The sequence below is a fragment of the Streptomyces bungoensis genome (assembly GCF_001514215.1).
GTDB lineage: Bacteria > Actinomycetota > Actinomycetes > Streptomycetales > Streptomycetaceae > Streptomyces > Streptomyces bungoensis.
In genome coordinates this window covers 185,366-201,286 of record NZ_KQ948854.1, presented here as the reverse complement: position 1 = coordinate 201,286, position 15,921 = coordinate 185,366, and the positions used below count along the sequence as shown (strand labels likewise).

Sequence of the window (15,921 nt, the reverse complement as noted above, 5' to 3'; positions counted from 1 at the left end):
TCGGGCGGCCTTCGCGAAGTCGTGCGTACGCGCAGTCAGTGGGCCGCCGGAGAAGCGGTCCACCACCAGTTCTGGATCGACGGCGCGAACATGAGGGGAACCCTACCGCACCCGCCGTGCGTCCACGGGGTAAACGCCGCGTCTCACTCTTCGAGCCAGGCCGGAACCACGCGACACGACCCCGTAATGTTTGAGGGGTGACCGTGAACGCTAAGACCAGCGCGAGCGCTGGCAACACCTGGCGAGACCTGCCCGCGGCGCAGCAGCCCGAGTACCCCGACGCCGAGGCTCTGCGCGCAGTGATCGCGGAGCTCGAGTCGTATCCGCCGCTCGTCTTCGCGGGCGAGTGCGACCAGCTGCGCGCCCGGATGGCGGCCGTCGCCAAGGGAGAGGCGTTCCTCCTCCAGGGCGGCGACTGCGCCGAGGCCTTCGACGCGGTGTCCGCCGACCACATCCGCAACAAGCTCAAGACGCTGCTCCAGATGGGTGCCGTCCTGACCTACGCGGCCTCCGTGCCCGTGGTGAAGGTGGGCCGGATCGCCGGCCAGTACTCCAAGCCGCGCTCCAAGCCGATGGAGACCCGCGACGGCGTCACGCTCCCGGTCTACCGGGGCGACTCCGTCAACGGCTTCGACTTCACGCCGGAGTCCCGCATCCCGGACCCCGAGCGGCTCAAGCGCATGTACCACGCCTCGGCCTCGACGCTGAACCTGGTGCGCGCCTTCACCACCGGCGGTTACGCCGACCTGCGCCAGGTGCACGCCTGGAACCAGGACTTCGTGAAGTCGTCGCCGTCGGGCCAGCGCTACGAGCAGCTCGCGCGGGAGATCGACAACGCGCTGAACTTCATGCGGGCCTGCGGCACCGACCCGGAGGAGTTCAAGACCGTCGAGTTCTTCTCCTCGCACGAGGCGCTGCTGCTGGACTACGAGTCCGCCCTGACCCGGGTCGACTCCCGCACCGGCCGGCTGTACGACGTCTCGGCGCACATGGTGTGGATCGGTGAGCGCACCCGGCAGCTGGACCACGCGCACGTCGAGTTCGCCTCGAAGATCCGCAACCCGATCGGCATCAAGCTCGGCCCGGCCACAACGGCCGAGGAGGCGCTGCGCTACATCGACCGCCTCGACCCCGACCGGGAGCCGGGCCGGCTGACCTTCATCGTCCGCATGGGCGCCGACAAGATCCGCGACCGGCTTCCCGAGCTGGTGGAGAAGGTCACTGCGTCCGGCGCGGTGGTGGCCTGGGTGACCGACCCGATGCACGGCAACACCTTCGAGGCGGCCTCCGGGCACAAGACCCGCCGCTTCGACGACGTGCTGGACGAGGTCAAGGGCTTCTTCGAGGTCCACAAGGCGCTCGGCACCCACCCGGGCGGCATCCACGTGGAGCTGACCGGCGACGACGTCACCGAGTGCGTCGGCGGCGGTGACGAGATCTTCGTCGACGACCTGCACCAGCGCTACGAGACGGCCTGCGACCCGCGGCTGAACCGCAGCCAGTCCCTCGACCTGGCGTTCCTCGTCGCGGAGATGTACCGGGACCAGTGACCGGATGGGCGAGCTGGGGCGCGGATCACACCGGTCCGCGCCCCTTCGCGCTTTCGCAGCTCCCGAAGGCTGGGTAAGGTTAGGTTTGCCTCACCGGATAACGGGACGGCAGTACGAAAGACCCTGTTCGGGAGGTGGATGGCGCGTGTACGTCTGCAGCTGCTTCGGCATCACCGAGGCCCAGGTCAAGCAGCACGCGGAGGGCGGTGCCCGCACCCCGCGCCAGCTGGCCTCCGCCTGCAAGGCGGGCACCGACTGCGGCTCCTGCGTCCGCCGCATCCAGGCCCTCCTCGGCCGGGGCGCCTGCCCGCGTCACGAGCGGGGCGAGCAGGCCCTCTCCGCGTTCCCGGAAGCCGCCTAGCTCCCGCTCAGCCCTCCGGCTGCTCGATCACCTGCGCGAGGTACAGCGCCTCGCCGAGCTTCTCCAGCAGTTCCAGCTGGGTGTCGAGGTAGTCGATGTGGTGCTCCTCGTCGGCGAGGATGTCCTCGAAGATGTTCGCCGACGTGATGTCGCCCTTGTCGCGCATCACCTTGATCCCGCGCCTGAGCCGGTCGATCGCCTCCACCTCGACCTGCCGGTCGGCCTCGAACATCTCCCGGACCGTCTGGCCCACCCGCACGTGGAAGAGCCGCTGGTAGTTGGGCAGCCCCTCCAGGAGCAGGATCCGGTCGGTGAGCACCTCGGCGTGCTTCATCTCGTCGAACGACTCGCGCCGCGTGTACCGCGCGAGCTTGTGCCAGCCGTTGTTGTCCTGCATCTTCGCGTGCAGGAAGTACTGGTTGATCGCGGTCAGCTCGCCGGTGAGCTGCTCGTTGAGGAACTCGATGACCTCGGGGTCGCCCTGCATCGCAGCGGCTCCTTCCATACGGGGGACGGGGGAGGGGTGCGGCCCGCATGATTCCATCGGAGGCGAAGATCGTCCAGTAAGTGCGTACTTAGTAAATAAGTGCCTACTTGATGGTGATTGTCCGTATTGAGGCAGGGCGGTCAGGGGCACTGCCCGAGGTCTGTCAGGATGGACGCATGGGTCATCCGGTGGAGCGCGCGTCTGGGGCGGCGGCAGGGTCCGAGCTTCCGCCGGGGCAGCGACTGCAGCGTGGCTGGCCGGTCACGCACTACGGGCCCGTGCCGAAGTTCCGCCCCGAGCGCTGGGAGTTCCGGGTCTTCGGCACCACCGCCGACGGCGACAAGCGCACCTGGAACCACGAGGAGTTCACGGCCCTGCCGTACACCACCGTGGTGGCCGACCTGCACTGCGTGACGCGGTTCAGCATGCTCGGCGCCGAGTGGGGCGGCATCCCCGCCCGGGTGATCCTGGAGCAGGCCCCGCCCGCGCCGGACGTCACCCATGTGATGGTCTGGGCCGAGTACGGCTTCAGCGCCAACCTGCGCCTCGCGGACTTCTCCTCCGAGCGCACGATCTTCGCCACCCACAAGGACGGCGAACTGCTCACCGCCGAGCACGGCTTCCCGGTCCGGCTGATCGTCCCCCACCTCTACGCCTGGAAGGGCCCGAAGTGGGTCCGGGGCGTGGAGTACATGACCGCCGACCGCCGCGGCTTCTGGGAGGAGCGCGGCTACCACAACATCGGCGACCCGTGGAAGGAACAGCGCTACTCCTACCAGGAGGAGCCGGGGGACGGCCCGGAACTGTGACGGCCCGGCGGCGCCTCAGCCGTCCCTGAGCTTCTTCAGCCGCTCCACGTCCGCCGCGTGCCCCTCCTTGCCGCCCGGCGTCTCGATGATCAGCGGGACGCCCACGGTCGCCGGGTGGGTCATCAGGGCGCGGAAGGGGTCCTCGCCGATGTGGCCGGCGCCGATGTTCTCGTGGCGGTCCTTGTGCGCGCCGGCCACGTCCTTGGAGTCGTTGGCGTGGATCAGCTTCAGCCGGCCCTCGCCCACCGTCTCCACCAGCAGGTCCAGGGTCTGGTGCATGCCGTGCGGGCCGGTCAGGTCGTGCCCGGCGGCGAAGACGTGACAGGTGTCCAGGCAGACGCCCAGCCTCGGATGGGCGTCCAGCGCCTCGAAGTACGGGGCGAAGTCCCAGGTGCGCGAGCACAGCGAGGCGCCCTGCCCGGCCGTCGACTCCAGCAGCAGGAACGGGTCGTCGTCGTGGGTCAGCTCGTCCAGCAGCGGCAGCAGGTGCTCCCGCACCTGCCCGAGCGCCGCCTCCCGCGCCCGCCCGCCGGTCGCGCTGCCCGTGTGCACCACCACGCCCAGCGCGCCGATCTCCCGGCCGCGCCGCAGCGAGTGCCGCAGCGACTCCACCGACCGCTCCACCGTCGCCTCGGTGTGCGAGCCGAAGTTGATCAGGTACGGGGCGTGCACGTACGCAGGGACCGATTCCTCGGCGCAGGCCTGGCGGAACGCCTCGTCCTGCCGCGGGTTCCCGGCCGGCGTGGCCCACCCGCGCGGGTTGGCCACGAACACCTGCACGGACTCCGCCCGCAGGTCACGCGCGTACGACAGCCCCACCGTGTGCAGGCCCCCGGCCACGGGGACGTGGCTGCCGACGGGGTTGCGGAGGCGGGCGGAGGCGGGAGCGGGCGCTTCGGGTGTCACCCGTTCAGGGTGTCATGCCGCCCCGGCCCGCCGGACCGCGGTCCGGCGGTGACGGCGGTCACCGGATGGTGATCGTGATCGTCGACCCCTTCGGCGCCCGGTCGCCGCCCTTCACCGACTGGTCCTTCACCGTGTCGCCGAAGAGCCCGAGCAGCCCCCGGTCCTTCTCCACCTGGAAGCCCGCGTCCTCCAGCGCCTTCTGCGCGTCGTCGACGCTGTCGCCGGTCACGTCCGGCACCTTCACCATCTCCGGGCCCTTCGACAGCGTCAGCGTCACCGTGTCGCCCTGGGCCGCCCGGGCGGCGCCCGCCGGGGTCTGCCGGGCCACCTGCCCCTTGTCGTAGTCGGAGTTGACCTGCTGCGGGGAGACGGCCACCTTCAGGCCGGCGTCCCGCAGGTCCTGCCGGGCGCTGTCCAGGTCCTCCCCGGTGACGTCCGGGACGTCGACGGGGCTGCCCTTGCTGACCGTCAGCGCGATCGCCGAGCCGGCGTGCCGCTCGGTGCCCGCCCCGGGGGTGGTGGCGATCACCGCGCCCCGGTCGACGCCGTCGCTGAAGTCCCGGTTGACCATGCCCGGCTCCAGCCCGGCCGCCTTCAGCCGCTCGCGCGCCTTGCCCAGCGGGACGCCCTGCAAATCCGGCACCTTCACGACCTCGGGACCCCGGGAGATCACGAGCGTCACCGCGTCGTTGTCCCGGATCCGGGCCCCGGGCTTGGGGTCGGTGTCGATCACCGTGCCGCGCGGCACCGTGTCGCTGTACTCGAGCCGGACCCGCTTGACGTGGAGCCCGGCCGCCTCGAGCCGGGCCTTCGCCTGCGGCTGGGTCTTGGTCAGCAGCTGCGGGACCTGCGTGAACTGACCGGAGTTGATGTACCAGACCCCGGCGCCCACGCCCAGGACCACCAGGACGGCGGCGACGAGGGTGAGCAGCCCGCGCCGGGGCCGCCCCGGGCGGCGCCGCCGTTCGGCGACCGGAGGCGACTCCAGCCGGCTGGTGTACTGGACGTCCGCCGCCGGAGCACCGTCCTCCTCGTTCACCGGCAGCGGCCGGGGCACGGTCAGCGAGCGCGGGATCACGCTCGTGCGGTCCTCGGCGATGTCGTGCTGCGCGGACAGCGCCTGCGGCGGCAGGGCGTCCAGCTGCTCGGGCCCGAGCCCGGCCCGCGCCCGCAGCACCTGGCCGAGCAGCGCCGCCGCGTCCTGCGGACGGGCGTCCGGGGTGCGCGCGGTGGCCGCGGCGACCAGCTCGTCCAGCTCGTACGGCAGCCCCGGGACCAGTGCCGAGGGCGGCGGGACGTCCGCGTGGAGGTGCTGGTAGAGGACCTGCGCCGGGGAGTCCCCGGAGTGCGGCTTGGCGCCGGTCAGCATCTCGTACAGGACCACCCCGCACGCGTACACGTCGACGCGCGGGTCGGCGGTGCCCCGCTCGATCTGCTCCGGCGCGAGGTACGACACCGTGCCGAGCACGGCACCCGTCGTGCTGGTCACCGTGTCCACGGACCGCACCAGCCCGAAGTCGGCCACCTTGACCCGGCCGTCGTCCCCTATGAGGACGTTCTCCGGCTTCATGTCCCGGTGCACGAACCCGGCCCGGTGCGCGGCGCCGAGCGCGGCGAGCACCGGCTCCAGGATGTCGAGGGCCGCCCGGGGCTGCAGTGCCCCCCGCTCGCGCAGCACGTCCCGCAGGGTGCACCCGGCGACGTACTCCATCGCCAGGTACACGTACGACCCGTCGGTGCCCTGGTCGAAGACCTGCACCACGTTCGGGTGGGCCAGCCGGGCGACCGACTTGGCCTCCCGGATGAACCGCTCGACGAACGACCCGTCGGCCGCCAGCGTCGGGTGCATCACCTTGAGCGCGAGAACCCGGTCCAGGCGGGTGTCCAGGCCCCGGTAGACCGTGGCCATCCCACCGGCCGCGATTCGCGCGTCGACGCGGTACCGGCCGTCGAGCACCTGCCCGACGAGGGGGTCCTGAAGGGTCGTATCCACGCAAGGGAGTCTACGAGGGCCCGCCGACAGCGCCCCACGCTGCGCCGTTCAGGTGACGGACTGCAGCACAGCTGTGACGGGCCCGCGATCAGAACGCGGGGCGCTCGGGGTCCAGGCGCGCCAGGCCCCCGGTGGGGGAGGACGCCTCCGCGAAGTGCCTGCGCGGGATGCGCCCGGCCAGCCGGGCCAGCCGGCCGGCCCGGACCGCGTGCCGCATGGCGGTGGCCATCAGCTCCGGCTCCTGCGCGCGGGTCACCGCCGAGGCGAGCATCACACCCGCGCAGCCCAGCTCCATCGCCAGCGCCGCGTCCGACGCCGTCCCGGCCCCCGCGTCCAGGATCACCGGCACGCGCGCGTGCTCCACGATCAGCTGGAAGTTGTGCGGGTTGCGGATCCCGAGCCCCGACCCTATCGGCGAGCCCAGCGGCATCACCGCCGCACAGCCCACGTCCTCGAGCTTCCGTGCGAGCACCGGGTCGTCGTTCGTGTACGGCAGCACCGTGAACCCGTCGTCGACCAGCGTCTCCGCCGCGTCCAGCAGCTCCACCGGGTCCGGCAGCAGCGTCCGCTCGTCGGCGATGACCTCCAGCTTGACGAGGTCGGTGCCCAGCGCCTCCCGGGCCAGCCGCGCGGTCAGCACCGCCTCCCCGGCGGTGAAGCAGCCCGCCGTGTTCGGCAGCACCCGGATGCCCAGCCTCTCCAGCACCGACAGCACCGAGCCGTGCACCGACGGGTCCACCCGCCGCATCGCGACCGTCGTCAGCGCGGTGCCGGAGGCGACCAGCGCCCGCTCCAGCACCTCCAGGCTGCGCGCGCCGCCCGTGCCCATGATCAGCCGAGAGCCGACGGTCACACCGCCGATCACCAGGGGATCGTCGGCCATGGGTCAGCCTCCCTGCACGGCGGTGAGGACTTCGACGCGGTCGCCCTGCGCGAGCGCGGTGGCCGCCCACTGCCCGCGCGGGACGACGGTCTCGTTGACGGCGGCGGCCACCCCGGAGGGTGACGCGGTGAGGGTGCGCACCAGCGCGTCCAGGGCGGTGCCGGGGGTGATCTCGCGGCGCTCCCCGTTGACGGAGACGACGATGCTCATGCCGGCTGCTCCACGAGGGCGGCGCCGAAGCGCCGCGGCGCGAACGGACGGGCTTCGGCCGGCAGCGCGCCGCCGGCCAGCACCTCGGCCATCACGTCCCCGGTGACCGGCGTGAGCAGCACGCCGTTGCGGTAGTGCCCGGTGGCCAGCAGCAGCCCGTCGAGACCGGACGGGCCGAGCAGCGGCGCGTTGTCCGGGGAGCCGGGGCGCAGCCCGGCCCGGGTCTCGGTGAGCGGCAGCTCGGTGATGCCCGGGACCAGTTCGTGGGCGTCGCGCAGCAGCTCGTACACGCCGCCCGCGGTCACCGTCGTGTCCCAGCCCAGCTCCTCGCTGGTGGCGCCGACGACCAGCTCGCCGTTCTCCCGGGGCACCAGGTAGACGTGGCTGCCGCGCACCACGGCCCGCACGGTGCGGCTCAGGAACGGCGCACAGCGCCGGGGCACGGTCAGCCGCAGCACCTGCCCCTTCACCGGCCGCACCGGCGGCAGCACGGCCTCGGGGACGCCGGCCAGGCGCCCGCTCAGGCTCCCGGCCGCGAGCACCACCTGCCCGGCGGTCAGTGCCGTGCCGTCCGCCGTCGTCACGCCCGCCGCCCGGTCCCGGACGACGTCCAGCCGCTCGGCCCACGCCCGGTGGAAGACCACCCCGGCCCGCTCGCACGCGGCCACCAGGGCCGCCGCCAGCCGCCGCGGGTCGATCTGGTGGTCGCCGTCCACCCGCAGCCCCCCGCGCACCCCGGGCGCGAGCATCGGCTCCAGGCGCCGGCAGTCCCGGCCCGACAGCCACTCCGACTCCAGGCCCGAACGCTGCTGCAGGGCGTGCAGTTCGCGCAGGGAGGCCCGGTCGTCGGCGTCGAGCGCGACGGCGAGGGTGCCGCAGCGGCGGTAGCCGAGGTCGTGGCCGGTCAGCTCGGTCAGCTCGGAAACGAAGTCCGGGTAGCGGCGGGCCGATTCCAGGTTCAGGGCGAGCAGCGTCTCCTCGCCGTAGTGCAGTTCGGTGACCGCGGCCAGCATGCCGGCGGCGACCCGCGCGGCCCCGCCGCCGGGCTCGGGGTCCACCACGGCCGTGGCCAGCCCGCGCTGCCCGGCACGCCAGGCGGTGACCAGGCCGATGATGCCGCCCCCGATGACGAGGACGTCGGACGTACGTGACGACATGGGCGTCCAGCCCCTCCCTTCGCCGGCATGACCCGGATCAGGTTCGTACGGTCGGAGGCCGCCAGCCTCCCTCTCAGCCCGGTGCGTCCGGGCTCCCGCGAGTGCTTGTACGGTGGCCACCCTAGCTGCCGGTGCACCGTACTCGTAAGGGAGCCCTTCTCGATGGCGCGATCGCTCGACGGACTGTTCCTGGCCCCCGTGGCGGACCAGGCGCCGGGCCAGGTCGGTACCCGCACCCGGTTCGCCTACCACGAGCGGAACGGCGAGATCTGGGCCGACTACGCGGGCGGCGACGTCGTGCGCGGCCGTCTGGTGGGCACCCGCGAGGGCGACCGGCTCGACTTCCGGTACGTGCAGCTGGGGCGCGACGGCACCACCTCGTCGGGGCACTGCGTCTCGACGGTCGTGGAACTGCCGGACGGACGGGTGCGGCTGGAGGAGACCTGGGAATGGGAGTCGCGGGACGGCGCCGGGACCAGCGTCGTGGAACAGGTCGCCGGAACGGCCGCGGACTGACGCCCTGTCAGCCGGGCCGCCGGTTGACTATGGTGATCGGGTGAGCGAGCAGACAGGACGGCAGGGCACGTCAGAGGGCACGTCACCGGGGCGGCGCGTGGTCGTCGCCGGTGCGGGCATGGCCGGGGTGCAGACCGCGGTCGCCCTCAGGGAGCAGGGCTTCACCGGCACCGTGACCCTCATCGGCGCCGAACCCCACCAGCCGTACGACCGGCCGCCGCTGTCCAAGGCCGTGCTGCTCGGCAAGGCCGAGGACTCCGCCTTCGACGTCGACTTCGAGTCGCTCGGCGTCGAACTCCGGCTCGGTTGCGAGGCGCTGGGCGTGCGCCCGGCCGAGCAGGTGCTGGACACCGAGGCCGGGCCGGTGCCCTACGACGTCCTGGTCGTCGCCACCGGCGCCGAACCCGTCCGGCTGCCGGGCGCCGAGGGCGTGCCCGGCGTGCACCTGCTGCGCACCGTCGACGACGCCGAGCGGCTGCGGCCCGTCCTCGCCCGGCAGCACGACATCGTCGTCGTCGGCGCCGGGTGGATCGGCGCCGAGTTCGCCACGGCCGCCCGCGAGGCGGGCTGCGCCGTGACCGTCGTCGAGGCCGCCGGGAGGCCGCTCGCGGGAGCGCTGCCGGCCGAGGTCGCCGAGCCGATGGCCGGCTGGTACGCCGACGCGGGCGCCGAGCTGCGCACCCACGCGCGCGTGGAGCGGGTCGAGCCCGGCGCGGTGGTGCTCGCCGACGGCACGCGGCTGCCCGCGGGCGCCGTCGTCGTGGGCATCGGCGCCCGGCCCGCGACCGCCTGGCTGGCCGGCTCCGGCATCGAGCTGGGCCCGCACGGCGAGGTCGTCGCCGACGCCCACCTGCGCACCTCGCTGCCCGGCGTGTACGCCGTCGGCGACTGCGCCTCCTTCCCTTCCGCCCGCTACGGCGAGCGGCTGATGGTCCACCACTGGGACAACGCGCTGCAGGGCCCGCGCGTGGTCGCCGCGAACATCATGGGCGAGACACCGGTGGTCTACGACCCGGTGCCGTACTTCTGGTCCGAGCAGTTCGGCCGGTTCGTGCAGTACGCCGGCCACCACACGGGTGCGGACCGGCTGGTGTGGCGCGGCGACCCGGCGGGCCCCGCGTGGACGGTCTGCTGGCTGCGCGAGGACCGGCTGGTGGCCCTGCTGGCCGTGGGCCGGCCGCGCGACCTGGCCCAGGGACGGCGCCTGATCGAGGCGGCCCGCCGCATGGATCCCGCGGCCCTGACCGACCCGTCCCGGCCCCTGAAGGACGCCACCGCCGACTAGGCGCGTCCGCCCAGGTGGACCGGCCTGGCTTCCGACTGTCGGTGGGGGATGGCAGGCTTTGTTCCGTGACCGAGATTGACGCAAAGATCGATGCTCTCGTCCCTGCCTGGCTCACCCTGCCCGACATCGCCGAACAGTTCGGTGTCGAGGTGACACGGGTGCGGCAGCTGGTCAAGGAGGGCCAGCTCATCGCCGTACGCCGTGGGGAGAACCGGGCGCTGCACGTCCCCGCCGCCTTCATCGACGGGGACAAGGTGGTCAAGGGCCTCAGCGGGACCCTGACGCTGCTGAGGGACGACGGCTTCACGGTCGAAGAGATGATCGAGTGGCTCTTCACCCCCGACCCGACCCTGCCCGGCACCCCCGCGCAGGCCCTGAGCGAGAATCGCGGCACGGAGGTGAAGCGCCGCGCCCAGGCGCTCGCCGTCTGACGGATCCGCACCACGGGCGGCGCACGCGCCGCCCGGACCAGGGGTGGCGCACGCGCGGCGCACACGCGATCGGGTGCGCCACCCGCACGCCCAGGGACACCGACCACGGGGGGACCCACGCATGTCCGACACCGCCGGCACCGCCCGCGGCAGGCTCGCCGACGCCCGCCTCTACCTCTGCACGGACGCCCGCGGGCGGCAGGGGGACCTCGCCGAGTTCCTGGACGCGGTCCTCGCCGGCGGTGTCGACATCGTCCAGCTGCGCGACAAGGGCCTGGAGGCCGCCGAGGAGCTGGCGCTCCTCGAGGTGTTCGCCGACGCCTGCGCCCGCCACGGCAAGCTGCTCGCGGTCAACGACCGGGCCGACGTCGCCCACGCCGCCCGCGCCGACGTGCTCCATCTGGGCCAAGGAGACCTCCCGGTGCCCGCGGCCCGCGCGATCCTCGGTGACGACGTCCTGATAGGCCGCTCCACGCACGCCGAGGCCGAGGCCGCGGCGGCCGCCGTCCAGGACGGCGTGGACTACTTCTGCACCGGCCCCTGCTGGCCCACCCCGACCAAGCCCGGCCGGCCCGCCCCCGGCCTCGACCTGGTCCGGTACACCGCGGGCCTCGGCACCGACCGCCCCTGGTTCGCCATCGGCGGCATCGACCTGGCCAACCTGGACCAGGTGCTGGACGCAGGCGCCCGCGGAGTGGTCGTGGTCCGCGCGATCACCGAGGCGGACGACCCGGGAGCCGCCGCGGCGGACCTCGCCAAGCGGCTGCGGGAGGCCCGGTAGCCGCTGCCCGGACAGGGAGCGCGACGGGCGCTGTCCAGGTTTATGTCCAAGGGGTGGACAAGGAACCGGCAATTCGGGCAATTTACCGCTGTCCGGTTGGGGGGCCGCCCACCCCTGGCTAACCTGCGAGTATGGCCCTCGGAACCGCATCCACCAGGACGGACCGCGCTCGCACCGTGCGCGACATCCTGGCCACCGGCAAGACGACGTACTCGTTCGAGTTCTACGCGCCGAAGACCCCGCAGGGTGAGCGGAACCTGTGGAACGCGCTCCGGCGGGTCGAGGCCGTCGCGCCCGACTTCGTGTCCGTCACCTACGGCGCGGGCGGTTCCACGCGCACGACCACCGTCCGGGAGACCCAGCAGATCGTCGTCGACACGACCCTGACCCCGGTCGCCCACCTCACCGCCGTCGACCATTCCGTCGCCGAACTGCGCAACATCATCGGCCAGTACGCGGACGCCGGGATCCGCAACATGCTCGCCGTGCGCGGCGACCCGCCCGGCGACCCGATGGGCGAGTGGGTCCCGCATCCCCGGGGCCTGGCGTACGCGGCCGAACTCGTGCGGCTCATCAAGGAGTCGGGCGACTTCTGCGTCGGCGTCGCCGCGTTCCCGGAGATGCATCCCCGCTCCAGCGACTGGGACACCGACGTGCGGCACTTCGTCGACAAGTGCCGTGCGGGCGCCGACTACGCCATCACACAGATGTTCTTCCAGCCGGAGTCTTATCTGCGGCTGCGCGACCGGGTGGCGGCCGCGGGCTGCGAGACCCCGGTCATCCCCGAGGTCCTGCCGGTGACCAGCGTGAAGATGCTGGAGCGGGTGCCCAAGCTGAGCACCGCCCTGTTCCCGGACGCCCTGAAAGAGCGGATCCTCACAGCGAAGGACGATCCGGCGGCGGTACGCTCCATCGGTATCGAGTTCGCCACGGAGTTCTGCGCACGGCTGCTGGCCGAGGGAGTGCCCGGACTGCACTTCATCACGCTCAACAACTCCACGGCGACCCTGGAAATCTACGAGAACCTGGGCCTGCACCACCCCCCGCAGGCCTAGACCGGCCGCACCGCGATACGACACACTGCGTAGCGGCCACTGGGAGAGGGGCGTACATGGGCTGGACGGTCCTCTACATCGCGTTCGGTGTCGTCGCACTGTGGTTGCTCGGCGAGGTGCTGCTGCAGTACAAGGCACGACTGCGCTGGCGGCTGCTCGCCTTCGCCGGCTTCCTCGGCGTGGTGGTCGGTGTGCTGGTGCCGTCCGTGCCGGTGATCGGTGCGGGCGCGATCGCCTTCGCGCTCGGCCAGACCTACGTCACGCTGTCCTTCCGCCGCGGCTTCGCGGCCGGCTGGGCGGTCAAGCGCCCCGAGGCCGAGGCCGAGACGGGCGGCAGCAAGCGCCGCCGCGGCCGGGCGGGACGCCAGGAACCGGCGCTGGAGGTCTCCGACCTCGAGGCCGCCCCCGGCACCGGCCGGCCCGACGCGGGCCCCGGCGGCGAGGGCTTCGGCTACGACGACGACCCCGACCGCGACGACGTCTTCACCCCGGCCCGCCCCGCCGACCCGACCGCCGCCGAGTCCACCGCCGTCTACGAGCCCCAGCCCCTGGACGAGGACACCGGCTCCTACGGCGTCTACGGCGACACCGGCGGCTACGCGACCGCCGCCCAGCCCCAGGGCGCCGAACAGGCCTACGCCTACGACTACTCGGGCTACGGCCAGCAGGGCTACGGCTACGACAGCGGCGGCCAGCAGAGCTACGCCAACTACTCCGACCCGTACATCGGCACCCAGTCCTACGGCGGCGCGGCGTACCCGGCGGGCTACGACCAGCAGTACGGCCAGCAGGGCTACGCCCAGGACGGCTACGCCACCGGCGGCTACGGCGAGACCCCGCCCGGCGGCCTGTGGGTCCCGCAGCAGCGCACCGACGACACCTACGGCGGCGAACTCCCGCAGGAGCAGCCGTACCCGTACCAGCAGGGCGGGCAGCAGCCCGGGGCCGGTTACGACGAGCAGTACCGGTTCTGAGCCGCGGGGCCCGGGTCAGCTCACTGCGAGCCCCGGAAGCCCGGGCCCTCCACGATCAGCCCGGCCACCAGCGCGCCCGACATGCCCGCGTGCGCCAGCCCGCCGCCGGGGTGCGACCAGCCGCCGGCGCTGAACAGGCCCGCAAGCGCCGTGCTGTTGGAGGGGTGCAGGATCCCCGCGGGCGCGGCCAGGGCGGGCGGCGGCACGGCCCCGCCCCCGGCCCCCGTCTCCCGCTCGGTGTGCAGGGGGGTGCGGACCTCCCGCCACAGCGTCCGTTCCCGCAGACCCGGCACCGCGCGCTCGGCGGCGGCGACCATCGTGTCCGCGAAGGCGTCGGCCGCCCCCGGCGCCGCCCAGTCGTACGCGGCCGCGGACGGCACGGTCGCCGTCAGCACCACCGACTCGTGGTCCGCGTCGGGGCGCAGCGCCGGGTCGTCCGGCCGGTCGACGCGGACCGTCGGCCGTTCCGGCGCCACCCCCTGCCGGAACAGGTCCAGGTCGCCCTCCGCGTCCGGGGAGTGCACCACCGTGCGGTGCACCGCGCCGGGCTCCCGCGCGCCCCGCAGCGCCAGGCACACCACCACCCGGCCGGGGAACCGGTCCTCGGCCTGCGGCGCCACGTCCCGCGCGCCGTACAGCTCCCGGCCCGCGACCAGGCCGGCCAGCCGCCACGGACCCGTGCCCACCACGAACTCCGCCTCGGCCACGGCACCGCCGGCCAGTTCCACGCCCGCCGCCCGGCCGTCCTTCTCCACGACCCCGGTGACCTCGGCGCCGAAGACGAACTCCACCTTCCTGCGCACGCACCGCTCGTACACCGCGCGTGCCAGCTCCCGGATGCCGCCGCGCACGTACCAGGTGCCGAAGGCGTGCTCCATGTACGGCAGCACGGCCGCGGCGGCCGGGGCCGAGCCGGGATCGACGCCGTACGCGAGCGCGTGGTCCGCGAGCAGTTCCGCCAGCCGCGGATCACGCAGCTCCCACGCCCCGATCTCGGCCAGCGTGCCCGCCCGCCGGGTGCGCAGCAGCCGCTTGTGCGGGACCGCCGGATACGGCTCCCGCTCGGCCAGCACCTGCCAGTCGGGCCACAGGGGCTCCTCCAGCAGCGGCCGGCGGGTGCGGTCCCAGGCCTCGCGGGCCCGGACCAGGAAGTCGCCCCAGCGCTGCCCGGCCCCCGCCCCGAGGGCCTCGTCCAGGGCCGAGACGACACCCGCGCGCGAGGCGTTCGGCAGGGACACCCGCGTGCCGTCCGCGAAGACGTGCCGCGCCGCCGGGTCGACCTGGACCAGGTCGACCACGTCCTCCAGGGGCTCCTTGCCGGTCTTGACGAACAGGTCGCGGTAGACCGCGGGCAGCGTCAGCAGGCCGGGTCCGGTGTCGAAGGCGAAGCCGTCCCGCTCGAAGCGGCCCACCGCGCCGCCGTACGTCCCGCCCCGCTCGTACACCACCACCCGGTGGCCCGCGACGGCCAGCCGGGCGGCGGCCGCCATCGCGCCCATCCCGGCGCCGATCACCGCAATCCGTGCCATGACCGCGACTCTATCGACCGCCGGCGACGGTCCGGGCGGCGGGAAGCGCGGGGCTGAGTACGCGTACTCAGACGCCGAGATGAGTACGCGCGCGGATGGGACGAGGTCCGCGGGGACGGGAGAGTGGAGGCACGGCCAGGGGGGGCGCGGCCCGGCACCGCCGACACGGGGCGGCGGAACGGCGCCCGCGCCCCGGCCGCTCCTTCCGCCGATCCGTCGGCGGAAGCGAGGCACGGGGGCCCGGGGCGGACCACCACGGGGGAGCACGGGGGAGCGGAAGGGCGCCGGTCCGAGGACCGGCGCCCTTCCCGTGCCCCAGGCGCCCCCCGGCGTCTCCCGGCCCGCTCAGCCCTTGCCGCTCACGCGCCCCTGGAGCAGCCGCGACAGCGCCGCGTGGACGTCGTCCAGGGACCGCTCCGGCTGGAAGGACTTCCAGTCGAGGGCGGCCACGAGGACCATGCCGACCAGTGCCGCCGCCGTCAGCTGCACGTCGATCTCGTCGCTGAACTCGCCGGCCGCCACGCCCTCGCGCAGCACCCCCTCCACGACGGCGACGGCCTCCTGGCGCACCACCATCAGCGTGGACTGCCAGGCGCGGTTGGTCCGCCACAGCTCGGCCACGTACAGCTGGGTGAAGGCCGGGTAGCGGTCGATGAAGACCAGGCCGGCGCGGACCATCGCGTCCAGCGCGTCCACCCTGCTGCCGCCCTCGGCCGCCGTCCGCTCCGCCGCCTCACGCAGCGAGGCGGTCAGCAGCCCCACGCCGTGCCGCAGCAGCTCCTCGAAGAGGACCGACTTGCTCGCGAAGTTGTAGTAGACCGTGCCCTTCGCGACCCCCGCCCGCTCGGCGATCTCGTCGACCGTGGTGGCGGAGAAACCCTGTTCGGCGATGAGCGTGACGGCCGCCTCGTAGAGCTTCTGCCGGGTGGCCTCGCGGCGGGTGCTGCCGCCGGACGTGGCGCTGCTGCGTTCCATGGCCCCGATTCTCACAGGT

At 73.5% G+C, this 15,921-nt stretch carries 18 protein-coding genes and 1 riboswitch; of the genes, 9 read left to right on the top strand and 9 right to left on the bottom strand.

From position 1 onward, the window contains the following. Window positions 1–35: 35 nt before the first annotated feature. Window positions 36–92: a trp operon leader peptide gene (locus AQJ66_RS40960; RefSeq protein ID WP_079060191.1), complete on the bottom strand. Its 57-nt coding sequence runs from the start codon at window positions 90–92 to the stop codon at window positions 36–38. Between the two features lie 105 nt (window positions 93–197). Between AQJ66_RS40960 and AQJ66_RS11110 the strand changes: the two genes are divergently transcribed. Then, window positions 198–1,550: a class II 3-deoxy-7-phosphoheptulonate synthase gene (locus AQJ66_RS11110; protein WP_061919739.1), complete on the top strand. Its 1,353-nt coding sequence runs from the start codon at window positions 198–200 to the stop codon at window positions 1,548–1,550. 145 nt (window positions 1,551–1,695) lie between these two features. Then, the gene (locus AQJ66_RS11105; RefSeq protein WP_061919738.1) at window positions 1,696–1,911 is read left to right on the top strand and encodes a (2Fe-2S)-binding protein; all 216 of its coding nucleotides are present in this window, start codon (window positions 1,696–1,698) and stop codon (window positions 1,909–1,911) included. Between the two features lie 7 nt (window positions 1,912–1,918). Here the strand turns inward: AQJ66_RS11105 and bfr are convergent, their stop codons facing one another. Further along, on the bottom strand, window positions 1,919–2,398 hold the full coding sequence (gene bfr / locus AQJ66_RS11100; protein ID WP_061919736.1) for a bacterioferritin: 480 nt from the start codon (window positions 2,396–2,398) through the stop codon (window positions 1,919–1,921). A gap of 176 nt (window positions 2,399–2,574) precedes the next feature. On the opposite strand from bfr, the gene AQJ66_RS11095 reads away from it, so the two are divergent. Then, complete coding sequence (locus tag AQJ66_RS11095; protein WP_061919734.1) at window positions 2,575–3,207, top strand: sulfite oxidase-like oxidoreductase; 633 nt, start codon at window positions 2,575–2,577, stop codon at window positions 3,205–3,207. 15 nt (window positions 3,208–3,222) lie between these two features. Here AQJ66_RS11095 and AQJ66_RS11090 read toward each other — a convergent pair whose 3' ends face one another. The 5 genes from AQJ66_RS11090 to thiO form a co-directional block, all read right to left on the bottom strand. Continuing rightward, on the bottom strand, window positions 3,223–4,113 hold the full coding sequence (locus AQJ66_RS11090; RefSeq protein WP_061919732.1) for a deoxyribonuclease IV: 891 nt from the start codon (window positions 4,111–4,113) through the stop codon (window positions 3,223–3,225). A gap of 58 nt (window positions 4,114–4,171) precedes the next feature. Further along, on the bottom strand, window positions 4,172–6,106 hold the full coding sequence (pknB, locus tag AQJ66_RS11085; protein WP_061919730.1) for a Stk1 family PASTA domain-containing Ser/Thr kinase: 1,935 nt from the start codon (window positions 6,104–6,106) through the stop codon (window positions 4,172–4,174). An 88-nt stretch (window positions 6,107–6,194) separates the two neighbouring features. Next, on the bottom strand, window positions 6,195–6,989 hold the full coding sequence (locus tag AQJ66_RS11080; protein WP_061919728.1) for a thiazole synthase: 795 nt from the start codon (window positions 6,987–6,989) through the stop codon (window positions 6,195–6,197). 3 nt (window positions 6,990–6,992) lie between these two features. Continuing rightward, window positions 6,993–7,193, bottom strand: coding sequence for a sulfur carrier protein ThiS (thiS, locus tag AQJ66_RS11075; protein WP_061920194.1), 201 nt, complete (start codon window positions 7,191–7,193; stop codon window positions 6,993–6,995). Between the two features lie 2 nt (window positions 7,194–7,195). Further along, window positions 7,196–8,356, bottom strand: a complete 1,161-nt coding sequence (thiO, locus tag AQJ66_RS11070) for a glycine oxidase ThiO (protein ID WP_061919726.1) — start codon at window positions 8,354–8,356, stop codon at window positions 7,196–7,198. Further along, a riboswitch (TPP riboswitch) is annotated at window positions 8,354–8,465 on the bottom strand. (Overlaps the previous gene by 3 nt.) Window positions 8,466–8,518: 53 nt before the next feature. Here thiO and AQJ66_RS11065 point away from each other — a divergent pair. The 6 genes from AQJ66_RS11065 (at window position 8,519) to AQJ66_RS11040 (ending at window position 13,398) form a co-directional block, all read left to right on the top strand. Then, the gene (locus AQJ66_RS11065; RefSeq protein WP_061919724.1) at window positions 8,519–8,872 is read left to right on the top strand and encodes an avidin-fold protein; all 354 of its coding nucleotides are present in this window, start codon (window positions 8,519–8,521) and stop codon (window positions 8,870–8,872) included. A 40-nt stretch (window positions 8,873–8,912) separates the two neighbouring features. After that, a complete protein-coding gene (locus tag AQJ66_RS11060) occupies window positions 8,913–10,157 on the top strand; it encodes an NAD(P)/FAD-dependent oxidoreductase (RefSeq protein ID WP_208611342.1) in 1,245 nt (414 codons plus the stop codon). 65 nt (window positions 10,158–10,222) lie between these two features. Next, window positions 10,223–10,588 carry an Rv2175c family DNA-binding protein gene (locus tag AQJ66_RS11055; RefSeq protein ID WP_061919720.1) on the top strand — a complete coding sequence of 122 codons (366 nt, stop codon included), beginning with the start codon at window positions 10,223–10,225 and terminating at the stop codon, window positions 10,586–10,588. Window positions 10,589–10,709: 121 nt separating this feature from the next. Next, the gene (thiE, locus tag AQJ66_RS11050) at window positions 10,710–11,369 is read left to right on the top strand and encodes a thiamine phosphate synthase (protein WP_061919718.1); all 660 of its coding nucleotides are present in this window, start codon (window positions 10,710–10,712) and stop codon (window positions 11,367–11,369) included. A 131-nt stretch (window positions 11,370–11,500) separates the two neighbouring features. Beyond that, window positions 11,501–12,424: a methylenetetrahydrofolate reductase [NAD(P)H] gene (gene metF / locus AQJ66_RS11045; RefSeq protein WP_061919715.1), complete on the top strand. Its 924-nt coding sequence runs from the start codon at window positions 11,501–11,503 to the stop codon at window positions 12,422–12,424. Between the two features lie 56 nt (window positions 12,425–12,480). Further along, complete coding sequence (locus AQJ66_RS11040; protein ID WP_061919713.1) at window positions 12,481–13,398, top strand: SCO2102 family sporulation regulator; 918 nt, start codon at window positions 12,481–12,483, stop codon at window positions 13,396–13,398. A gap of 20 nt (window positions 13,399–13,418) precedes the next feature. Here AQJ66_RS11040 and AQJ66_RS11035 read toward each other — a convergent pair whose 3' ends face one another. Both AQJ66_RS11035 and AQJ66_RS11030 read right to left on the bottom strand, forming a co-directional pair. Beyond that, the gene (locus tag AQJ66_RS11035) at window positions 13,419–14,927 is read right to left on the bottom strand and encodes a phytoene desaturase family protein (protein ID WP_061919711.1); all 1,509 of its coding nucleotides are present in this window, start codon (window positions 14,925–14,927) and stop codon (window positions 13,419–13,421) included. Window positions 14,928–15,272: 345 nt separating this feature from the next. Continuing rightward, window positions 15,273–15,902 (bottom strand): TetR/AcrR family transcriptional regulator, encoded by a 630-nt coding sequence (locus AQJ66_RS11030; protein WP_061919709.1) that lies wholly within the window; start codon window positions 15,900–15,902, stop codon window positions 15,273–15,275. Between the last annotated feature and the right edge of the window lie 19 nt (window positions 15,903–15,921).